The organism is Desulfovibrio sp. (assembly GCF_047607245.1).
Lineage (GTDB): Bacteria > Desulfobacterota > Desulfovibrionia > Desulfovibrionales > Desulfovibrionaceae > Desulfovibrio.
This window is the reverse complement of the sequence record NZ_JASGDK010000176.1, coordinates 1-6,805: the sequence shown is the minus strand read 5'-3', so window position 1 is coordinate 6,805 and position 6,805 is coordinate 1. Positions and strand designations below refer to the sequence as shown.

5 protein-coding genes and 1 pseudogene are annotated in these 6,805 nt (G+C 57.3%); 1 reads left to right on the top strand and 5 read right to left on the bottom strand.

The window, feature by feature from the left end; genetic code table 11:
* From QM579_RS13010 to thiD, 5 genes are all read right to left on the bottom strand, one after another.
* A partial coding sequence (locus QM579_RS13010) for an outer membrane homotrimeric porin (RefSeq protein WP_414999559.1) occupies positions 1–1,415 on the bottom strand: 1,415 nt, incomplete at its 3' end.
* A 669-nt stretch (positions 1,416–2,084) separates the two neighbouring features.
* The gene (gene truA, locus QM579_RS13005; RefSeq protein ID WP_414999558.1) at positions 2,085–2,864 is read right to left on the bottom strand and encodes a tRNA pseudouridine(38-40) synthase TruA; all 780 of its coding nucleotides are present in this window, start codon (positions 2,862–2,864) and stop codon (positions 2,085–2,087) included.
* Positions 2,864–4,225, bottom strand: coding sequence for a hypothetical protein (locus tag QM579_RS13000; RefSeq protein ID WP_414999557.1), 1,362 nt, complete (start codon positions 4,223–4,225; stop codon positions 2,864–2,866). Before QM579_RS13000 ends, truA begins: the two co-directional genes overlap by 1 nt.
* Positions 4,182–4,625, bottom strand: coding sequence for a flagellar export protein FliJ (gene fliJ / locus QM579_RS12995; protein ID WP_414999556.1), 444 nt, complete (start codon positions 4,623–4,625; stop codon positions 4,182–4,184). Before fliJ ends, QM579_RS13000 begins: the two co-directional genes overlap by 44 nt.
* 523 nt (positions 4,626–5,148) lie before the next feature.
* On the bottom strand, positions 5,149–5,949 hold the full coding sequence (gene thiD, locus QM579_RS12990; RefSeq protein WP_414999555.1) for a bifunctional hydroxymethylpyrimidine kinase/phosphomethylpyrimidine kinase: 801 nt from the start codon (positions 5,947–5,949) through the stop codon (positions 5,149–5,151).
* A 280-nt stretch (positions 5,950–6,229) separates the two neighbouring features.
* On the opposite strand from thiD, the pseudogene QM579_RS12985 reads away from it, so the two are divergent.
* A pseudogene (locus tag QM579_RS12985) lies at positions 6,230–6,805 on the top strand (hypothetical protein); the annotation flags it as partial.

Below are 6,805 nucleotides of genomic sequence, written 5' to 3'. Positions count from 1 at the left end.
TAAGCGGCGTCAAGCATGATGGTGAAGTTTTCGTACATCTGGTAGGTGTTGGTCAGGCCCACTTCCATCACCACGTCTTCGGTGGTCATGTACAGGGGATCCATACCAGCAGCGCCAGACGTGCCGGTGGCATAACCACCGCTGTTGGCAGCAAAGCCATTATTGCTCAGCTTTTTACCCATGCTCGGGCTGTTGGTGCCGCCGATGACGTTCACGCGGAAGGTGTGCTTCAGGTCTTCCAGGAAGCTCATGTCCTTCAAGCGGGCGCCAACGCCCCAGGTGCCAGACATGCTGTAGCCAAGGGTGGCTTCACGAGCGATGTAGGGGTTGCCGTTGAAGGCGAAGTTGGAGAAACCGTTGTTATTGTTGTTCACGCTCAGGCTGGGCATACGCTCGGAGCCGTTGGCGGGGTTGCTGTCGTCGCCGGAACCGTACCAGCCGTAGATGCCGGGGATGGCCCAGTCAAGCTTGTATTCAGCAAGCAAAGAAGCCAGCCAGCCGGAACGGTTCAGGCGGCTGTCGTCATAGCTGGCGGAACCGTAGTTCACGTCCCACGCGATGCGGATGGGGTCAAACATGGTCACTTCGCCGGTCAGGCCAGCCCAGATAGCGCTGCCGTATTCGTCCAGCTTCTTGGAGGCACTGGTGCCGTCCTTGTGGCGAGCGCCACCAGCAGGAACCATGCCAGCGCGGGGATACTTGCCGGAGGTGCCGGAGAAGCTGGAAATGGAGTCATTGCCGGAACGGAAAGCGTTGGGACCAAGGGCAGCGTACATGACCCAGGGGGTCACTTTCACGCCGTCAAAGGTCAGGGGCACGAGCAGGCCAGCAACGTCCACGTTGTCCATGAAGTTGTTGTGGTTGCCGTTGTGATCATTGGCGTTGGCGTAGTTGTCGTTCCAGGGGCGGGCCCACAGAGCGGTCACGGCAACGTTTTCGTTGAACTGATAGGAGGCGGTGATGCCAGCTACGTCGTCGTTGAACACGTTGCTGCCAGTGGTGAAGCTGGGAATGGCCATGCCCTGAATGCCCATGCGAACCTTCAGGTCGGTCTGGGGAACGAGCCAATCGATGTAGGCGTTCTTCAGCTTGATGACGCTGCTGTTGTCAGCGCCCAAGGTGCCACCGGACTTGTCCTGGCCCCAGGTCTGCTTGCCGATTTCAAAGAAAACGGTACCGGACAGGGATTCGGAAGCAACGGCGTCCAACTGCAGGCGTACGCGCTGGTTGGCTTCGAACTCGTCTTCGCTCTTGTTGTAACCGGTCTGGCCGTTGCCACCGGTGAAGTTGCCGTTCATGCCGTAGTCAAAGCTCATGATCCACTGGCCTTTGGCCTTGAAGTCGATGGCGCTGGCGCCTGTGGCTGCGCCGAACACGAGGCCGGCCGCCAACAGAAGAGTAGCGATCTTTTTCATTGTTAACCTTCCTTTATTTTGCCCTAGTAGGGCACGTTTTTGCTGTACACGCCTGTGGAGCGGTTGTCCGCTTCGGGCTAACTATAGGAAAGGCCCGAACACATTGCAAGCATTATCGTGCAAAAATTTTAACCAGAAAACGCCAAAAAAATGAAAAAAAACCCAAATCCCTAGAAAATCTTTGGGTTAAAGTTTTTCTAGATAATATTTTTTTTTTCTGGTTCGATTTAAATTTTACGCGCAGGCCTTCAAAATTATCAAGGGCGCATTAAATTCAGTCTGTTACATGTATGTTACAGTCGGTATAATTTTTTGGGCATCGAAAACGAAAAGCAGAGAAGAGAAGTCTGCTTCGCTGGTGATTGGGATGGTCCTATTGGGCCGTGTCGTCACGAGCGCCTTTCCAGCCTGGTCTGCGTCGAGCTTTTTCTTTATGTCAGTCGAGTACCGTCAGGGTGCACTTCCTGCCGAAAAGGTCCGTTCTCGTTGAGACAACGAGGAAATTCAGCTCGTGACGACACTGTCTACCCGGATTGCTTCTTTTGCATCCCCTGGTTGTGGACGCGGGGCATCAGTGAAACTCAATAGAAAATTTGGGGGGGGAGGACTTCTGCGCAGCGAGCGGCAGGCAGGATGTTAGGCCGAGGTATGCAAAAAAACTGGCCGGGATCAGTTCTCAGGGTATTCCACACGCACCAGCGCCAGACCTTCAGGAGGAGCCGTCACTGACGGTACTGCCCGCCGATCAAGCGCAGCCAGAAGGGCAGGGATTTGCCCGGCTTCCATATTGCCTTGGCCGCAGGCGGCCAGCAGGCCAGCCATATTGCGAACCATCTGCTTGAGAAAGCCGTCAGCCGTGACGGCAAGACGAAGCATGGGAGCATGGGGCGGGTAAAATTCGCAGGGCGGCAATTGTTCCAGGCGGGCGTCCAGCAGTGTGCGTTCGGTATTTTCCACATCCGTACCTGCATTACGCAGGCCTGCGAAGTCGTGCGTGCCCAGCAGGTAGGGAATAGCCTTGCGCATGAGGTCCTGATCCAGCGGGCCGCAGTTCCAGACAAAGGGGCGGAGCAGGGGGGGCAGAAAGCGACGGTCTTGCCAAAATTGGTAAGCATAGGTTTTGCGCAAGGCATCTTTGCGGGCGTGAAAGTTCGCCGCCGCCGGGTTGGCCTCCAGCACTCGGATGTCACGCGGCAGCACGGCGTTGAGGCTGTGCCGCCAATCAAAGCCGTCGCGGGGGGCGGGCACGTCGCAGTGCGCCACCTGACCGTGAGCATGCACGCCAGAGTCCGTACGCCCAGAGCCGTGAACGCGCACGAGCTGACCTGTGAGCCTGAACAGGGCGGCCTCAAGCGCGCCCTGAATCGTTGGCGGCGGTTTGGGCTTTTCCTGTATCTGCCAGCCGCTGTAGGCTGTGCCCACATAGGAAACAAGAAGTCTGAGGCGCATTATTCGGGCAGCTTCATGCGAGTGATGATTTCCGTCAGTTTGGCTGTTTTGGCCGGGTTGACGTAGGTAAGGATGTCCCCTGACTGTTTGGGCGACATGCCTGTGAGAATGCGTACAGCCACTCGCTCGTCCATACTTTCCAGAGCCTTGGCGGCAGCCTTTGGCTTCATCTGGGTATAGGTGAGCACAAGCCGGCGGATTTTTTCGTCTTCAATGCCGCGAGCTTCGCGGATCATGTCCTTCATCTTCTGTTCCGCGTTCTGCATGTCCTTGAGGCGCTGATCCATCTGCTGGCGCAGCATGAGGATATCCTGTTGCTGGCGGGCCAGTTCCTGAGCCTTGATATTAGGATCAGTTGCCGGCTGCGACGGACGCACGTTAGGCGTCGGTGCCGCAGGTATGCCTGTCTGGCCGCTCATGGGCAGCGCCGGAGTCGTTCCCGCGCCCTGACCATTTGCGCCGGATGTGCCGCGTGGGGGCAAGGGCGCGCCATCCATACCCTGACCACGGGGAATATTGGCCGGAATTTCCGCCGCGCCGGGCAGCGAATAGGGAGCGGCCTGTGCGGCAGGGGCAAAGGGCGTTGTTTGGGCCGAGGGCGGCGTTTGCGGTACGGGCATATCTTGAGCAGCGGCGTGGGCAGCCTGCACGCTGCCAAGTGCCGGAATCGGCAAACGGGCAAGGGCGTCCAGCCAGCTGTGTTCGCCAGAGTTTTTCGCCGCAGTGTTTGCACCGGAATTGTTGTTCTGCGTAGGCGCGCTCACGCCCGGCTGGGCCAGGGGCGCAGGCAGGGGTTTGGGCTGGCTGATGTTTGGCGGTGTGAAAATTTGTTGCTCTGCGGCATGGCTTACGGAGGACACGCCCGCAGTCATAAGAGGTGCTGGCAGGGCATCGGCGTCAACAAGCCTTCCTTGCGCCGGGCCAGAGCTATGCGGTTGCGCCGCTGCCGCCATTTTTGCGGCAGCCGAACCCTGCGGCGCACTGGCCTGATCCTTGGCAAGCTGAACAACAGGCGCGCTTTGAGGTGCGACGGTTGGGGCAGACGTGCCGGGCGCAAGATTTATTTCTGCGATGGATTCTTGCGGGTTGGCGGGCAGATCAACAGCTTGGGCATCCTTGTCGCCTTCCTGACGGCTTGCGGCCACAAGTGCTGTCAATTTTTCCATAACAGCCGTGTCAGAAAGTGGATCAACGGGAGGAACAAAGGCTGTTTGCGAAGGTGTGCCGCCAAGCCACGAGGGCAGCGGAACATCAAGAAGCAGCATGCAGAGCATGGAAAGCTTGATAAAGCAAAGCACCGCCAGCCAGCGGAACAGCTTAGAGAGTCGGAGCTTTGTAGCGGAGGGTTGCTGTTTCGTCATTGGTGCGTTGCTCCTTCAATTGTTCCTCACGGGCATAGTGCTGTTTTTGCCTTTCCTTGAGCTTTTCCAGCAATTTCTTGTCGATGGCGCGTTCAGCCAGCAGTTGGCGGGCTTCCTCAGCCAGTTGTTCCAGCATGCGTACCTGAAGGGCTTCGTGGGCGGCATCTGCTCGCAGGCCTTTGGCATACTGCTCAAGCAGCCAGCGCTCGGATGCGTCCATAAGAACTGCCCCCACAAGGCGATCCTCGGTCTGGTGCAGCTCCGCTTTGACTTTATCAAGGCGGTCCTGGGCTTCAGCCAGGCGGGCCCGCTGAATGGCAAGGTTGACCTTGGCCTCTTCTTCCAGCTGTTCCCGGTAGTCCAGCACTTTTTGCATCTTGAAACGGAAGGGCACGCGCATACCGCCTTTTTTTTGACACCTGCGGGGTATCCGTTTCCGTCAGTTGCAAACAGCGGGCCAAGCTGCCGTCCCATTTACGCTCAAGGGCTCGTGAAGACACGCCTGCGCAAAGAAGTCACGCGGGCAGGTTTAGGCTGCTGCGCATGGGACAGCTCTTGCCCAAAGATTTTTAATTGAAGGCGCTTGTTTGTTCGGGGAGCACACATGAAAAAGCGCCAGCCGTAAAAGCCGCTGGGCTGTTCTGGCGGCGGTTTACGCCAAAATGGCATCTGAGCCGGGCTGTCGCCAGAAAACCCACACCGCGATTTTCCCTCTCTCTATACAATATAGATAACATTCGCGGAAAATCTGATTGGCGCGACCGGACGTCATTTAAATAATCAATTTTACTATATCTTTTGTCAATTTTTCATCTATAGTGCTTTGACTGCTGTAAGAGCGGTCGCCCGCCATAACAGACATATGCTAACTTTAAGGAATGCATACTTAATAAAGGCAGGCTGCTTTATTTGCTGCCTGGCCACTATAGATTTAGCCCCGCCGCATGGTTGACCGGGCCAGCTCCGCTGCCGGGGCTGTAGCTGCGGCGCAGGGCGAGATTAAGATACTCCTGAGCCCGCGTTACTGCCACCTGAAGGGGCAGCCCCTTGCCAAGACCCACTGCTATGGCCGCAGAAAGCGTGCAGCCAGTGCCGTGATTGTTTTCCGTATCTACCTTGGCCTGCGGCAAAGCCTTGGGGGCCTGGCCTTCCATGCACAGGCAGTCAGTGACAACGACACTGTTTTCCATATGGCCGCCTTTGATAAGCACTGCTCTTGCGCCCATTTGCAGCAGCTTTTCACCTGCGGTGGCGGCATCGTCCAGACTGTCGATGGTCATGTTGGTCAGCATTTCCGCTTCCGGCCTGTTGGGCGTCAGCAGGTCGCAGCCGGGCAGGATGTCATTGACAAGAGCGGAGATGGCGTCTTCTTGCAAAAGGCGGCTGCCGCTTTGACTCACCGAAACGGGGTCAACGACAAGAGGAAAACTGCGCCGCCGCAATACAGGGGCCACAGCCCGGATAATGCCAGCGGAAAACAGCATGCCTGTTTTTGCGGCCGCCACGGGAAAGCCATCGAGCACTGTGTCTAGTTGCAGTGCCACGAAATCAGGGTCAGGAGCGTGTATGCCCGTGACGCCCATGCCATTCTGGGCGGTAAGCGCCGTAATGACGCTCATGCCATAGCCGCCCATAGCCATAATGGTTTTCAGGTCTGCCTGGATGCCCGCACCGCCGCCAGAGTCGGAACCGGCAATAGTGAGAATGTTAGGAGGAGTTAACATGCGAGCCTCTTTTAAGTAGTAATTGGAACCAGTATAAGTGAATAAAGGATACTATAGCTCTCCCTGTTGCCGGACGCAATGTGTTGATGTCAATCACCGTTTTTGGCTTGCGACGAGTCTAGAAAAAGTCTTCACAGCCCAGAGAAGCAATGCTAGCATCAGCTAGGCGGTATGAGCGCTGTACGGGAGTGTCCCTTTATGGCTGAGCACTCCCCGGAGCAGGCTTTTGTGCCTCAGTGCGATTGTATATTTTCGCGCGCCGCCAGAGAAGGAGTTGCGCATGAAGTTGGAAAAAAAAGAACCTGGCGTACCGGGTATTATTAATCTTCCCGATCCTGCTCCGGGCAAGGGCGGGCGCAAGATTGTGGCGCTGGCTCTGCTGGCGGTATTGCTGGTGGGTGGAGCCGCCTTCTGGCTTACGAGGGATAAAGATACGCGCGAGCATTGGCGCGAACAGGCTGCCTCCGTTATTGATAACGCCACCAGCGGCACGCCTCTGGCGGGTGTGGGCGATGCTTTTCGTGATGGGCCTCCTCCTCCGCCGCCTTCGGTTGTCAGTCCTTATACAGCGCCGGGCACTCTGGCGGGTCAAAATGTTCAGGGGGCTGTGGGGTCTTTGGCGGACACATCCACGCCCGGCAGCGGCCTTGCAGCAGCAAACGGCGCTGCGGCCCCAACTGGTCTGCCCCCGCGTGTTACAGAAGACAGCCGCGTGCGTCCGCAGTTTGTGGAAAGCCTGGCGGCCTATCTGGTTTCGCGCTTCAAGCCCGGCCCCCGTACTGGCACACTTAATGTTTCGGTGCAGAACGTCAATCAGCGGTTCGGCACAAAACTTACGGGCATTGCTGAAGGCGAC